Consider the following 2,780-nt stretch of genomic DNA (forward strand, 5'->3'; position numbering starts at 1 on the left):
TCATCCCGCTTGACGGCTTTCACACGCCGAAAAGTCTCTGGAAAACGATCAAGAAACATCCCTTCGACATCCGTTTCGATTTCGATTTCGAGGCGACCATCGACGGCTGCGCCGAAAAGCGCGCGGAGCGGCGCTCGACCTGGATCAATGCGCCGATCCGCGAAGCCTATATCGAGTTGCATCGGATAGGCCATTGTCATTCGGTCGAAGCGTGGCGTGAGGACCGGCTGGTCGGCGGCCTCTATGGCGTGTCGCTCGGCCGGGTGTTTTTTGGCGAGAGCATGTTCGCCAGAGAGACGGACGCTTCCAAGACCTGCCTCTTCTACCTCGTCGAGCGCTTGAAGGCGCGGGGCTTTGCTCTGCTTGATACGCAGTTCACCACCGAGCACCTCAAGCGGTTCGGCGCGGTCGACGTGCCGCGCGGCAAGTATGAGAAGATGCTCGCCGATGCGTTGAAGGGCGAGGCAATATTCTATCCCTGAGGATTGAGCCTACTTCCCGGTAGCGGCTTCCAATGGCGTCTGCGAATGGAACATCATCTTCCAGCCGTTGGCGCGATGGACGTAGCCGGTGCTGACCAGCGCGGCATAAGCCTCGCCATTCTCCCGTGTCGCACGCGCCTCGTAAGTCAGCATGATGATGTCGCTGCCCGGCTCGATAATGCCCTTGAGATCCATCTGCAGGTTGCGCCAGCGGTTGGGCTTGGCCGCGGTCTTGGCCAGATCCGCATTGTCCATCGCCTGTGCCATCTGCGGAAATGCCACCAGGCATTCGGTGTCGGCGTTGGCCGCGTAGTAGGCGGAGTCGCCCGTCCAGAATCCCTTTTCGAGTTCCAGCAATTCGGCCTTGCTAGCCGTGATCCGTTTGCTGTCTGACATCGGAAGATCCTCCTTACGCATGAATGTGCGCTCGTCCGTGGCCCAACGCATTGTGGCCAGGACGGTTCCGGGGGATCAGTTGGTGTCGGTAGTATCGGGTTCCGAAGCGTCCGGCTCCGTCACATCAGGCGTTGTGACGTCCGGAGTGGTCGCGGCTTCCGGTTTGGCTGCGGCGGGCTTGGGAGCCTCCGCTTTGGTTGCGTCAGCCTTGGCTCCGTCGGGCGCCGGCACATCCGACTTCTGCTTGCAGGCCTTCAGCCAGACGTCGTAGACGGCATGCTCGACGGCGTTGAGGCCGGGGCTTTCGGCAAACATCCAGCCGGTGAAGATGCGGCGGATCTTGCGGTCGAGCGTGATCTCGTCGACCTCGACGAAGGAATCGGTCTTCGGCGCCTCCGCCTGCGGCCGCGAATAGCAGACGCGCGGCGTCACCTGCAAAGCGCCGAACTGCACCGTCTCGTCGATATAGACATCGAAGGTGATGATCCGGCCGGTGATCTTGTCGATACCGGCAAACTCGGCAACGGCATTGGTAACCCGGTCCGCTCCCGCGGGCGGCGCCGGCGCGGGTGCCGCGGGCTCAGGCGAAGCGGCGAAGGCCACGGTGCTGACGGCAAGACCGGCGGCTAGCGCCAGACTGGCCGATATTGAGTAAGAAAAGCTCATGCAAAGATACCGGTGGTTCGCGCCCGGGTGATTCTGTCGATCGCCAAGGCTAGTCGCCGTTTTCTGATCAGCAAGCAGCTAAACACCAATTGTGGCGATAAAGGACCGGCTTGCACCCTGTCGCTACGACCCGGGTGTCCAGGCATCGTAGTCGCCGGTGACCTGCGGGCGATGCTGATTGGTGAGCACCGAGCCCTTCGGACGATAGGCCGCCGGGCTGCCGGTCAGATTGGGCTGATGCGGCTTCTGCCAGTCGCGTGGCTTGTAGTCCTCGCTGGACGGCGCGACGTCGACACGGTGGTGCATCCAGCCGTGCCAGCCGGGCGGTATCGCCGAAGCTTCCGAATAATTGCGGTAGATGACCCAGCGGCGCGTGCGGCCTTCCGAATCGATGCCGCCTTCGTAGTAAAAATTGCCGGTCTCGTCCTGGCCGACCTTCTTGCCATACCGCCACGTGTGCAGGCGGGTTCCTATCGTCTGGCTGTTCCACCAGGTGAAAAACTGCGTAAGGAAAGTCTTCATCTCAAAACCCTCGCGCCGGCAGCGCCCGTTTCCTGCTTATGGCGTCAGGCCTTGCCGAAGGCAAGGCTTTTGCCACGGCGTGTGCGCAAATGGCTTTCCTGAAACCCGACACAAGCCTGTGATCCTGCCGGTGGCTGCATGCACGCTTGCCAAGCCTTTGCGGTGTTTCTAAAGCTCTGCGCGCCCATGCTTGTATCCAGCCCGGCTTGAGGCCAAAGGAGGTGACGATTGGCCACGGAATTGCCGACCACCGACATGCGCATCAGCGCCGAGGCGATTCGCCACCGCAAGGGCGGCGCGCCGATCGTTTGCCTGACCGCCTATACCTATCCCATCGCCCGTCTGCTTGATCACCATGTCGATCTGCTTCTGGTCGGTGACAGTGTCGCCATGGTCCTCCACGGCCACAAGACGACACTGGGTGCCTCGCTGGAGATGATGATCGCACATGGGCAAGCCGTGATGCGCGGCTCGGCCAGTGCCTGCGTCGTCGTCGACCTGCCGGCTGGCAGCTATGAGGTCACGGCAGCACTTGCCGTCGCCTCGGCGCGGCGGGTCGTCGACGAAACCGGCTGCCAGGCGGTAAAGCTCGAAGGCGGCGTCGACATGGTTAGCCAGATCGCGGCCATCGTCGCCGCCGGCATTCCGGTCATGGGGCATATCGGCCTGCAGCCGCAATCGGTCGAGAAGGACGGCGGCTACAAGATCAAAGGC

Annotated in this window: 5 protein-coding genes; 2 read left to right on the forward strand and 3 right to left on the reverse strand. The window is 62.2% G+C overall.

The window, feature by feature from the left end; genetic code table 11:
• A partial coding sequence (aat, locus tag EN994_RS25740) for a leucyl/phenylalanyl-tRNA--protein transferase (RefSeq protein ID WP_127307909.1) occupies positions 1–482 on the forward strand: 482 nt, incomplete at its 5' end.
• 9 nt (positions 483–491) lie between these two features.
• On the opposite strand, the gene EN994_RS25745 is transcribed toward aat, so the two are convergent.
• The 3 genes from EN994_RS25745 to EN994_RS25755 form a co-directional block, all read right to left on the reverse strand.
• Positions 492–878, reverse strand: coding sequence for a hypothetical protein (locus EN994_RS25745; RefSeq protein ID WP_024503882.1), 387 nt, complete (start codon positions 876–878; stop codon positions 492–494).
• 75 nt (positions 879–953) lie between these two features.
• Positions 954–1,544: a DUF2155 domain-containing protein gene (locus EN994_RS25750; protein WP_013531354.1), complete on the reverse strand. Its 591-nt coding sequence runs from the start codon at positions 1,542–1,544 to the stop codon at positions 954–956.
• 123 nt (positions 1,545–1,667) lie between these two features.
• Positions 1,668–2,066 carry an NADH:ubiquinone oxidoreductase subunit NDUFA12 gene (locus tag EN994_RS25755; protein ID WP_013531353.1) on the reverse strand — a complete coding sequence of 133 codons (399 nt, stop codon included), beginning with the start codon at positions 2,064–2,066 and terminating at the stop codon, positions 1,668–1,670.
• Positions 2,067–2,321: 255 nt separating this feature from the next.
• On the opposite strand from EN994_RS25755, the gene EN994_RS25760 reads away from it, so the two are divergent.
• The coding region (locus tag EN994_RS25760; RefSeq protein ID WP_245466086.1) for a 3-methyl-2-oxobutanoate hydroxymethyltransferase at positions 2,322–2,780 on the forward strand (459 nt) is incomplete at its 3' end.

This window comes from Mesorhizobium sp. M7A.F.Ca.CA.002.09.1.1 (assembly GCF_003998555.1).
GTDB lineage: Bacteria > Pseudomonadota > Alphaproteobacteria > Rhizobiales > Rhizobiaceae > Mesorhizobium > Mesorhizobium ciceri.

What these genes read in the sequence shown, in the direction of transcription:
- EN994_RS25745 (WP_024503882.1), bottom strand. Translation starts at nt 878, where the DNA reads ATGTCAGACAGCAAACGGATCACGGCTAGCAAGGCCGAATTGCTGGAA.
- EN994_RS25750 (WP_013531354.1), bottom strand. Translation starts at nt 1,544, where the DNA reads ATGAGCTTTTCTTACTCAATATCGGCCAGTCTGGCGCTAGCCGCCGGT.
- EN994_RS25755 (WP_013531353.1), bottom strand. Translation starts at nt 2,066, where the DNA reads ATGAAGACTTTCCTTACGCAGTTTTTCACCTGGTGGAACAGCCAGACG.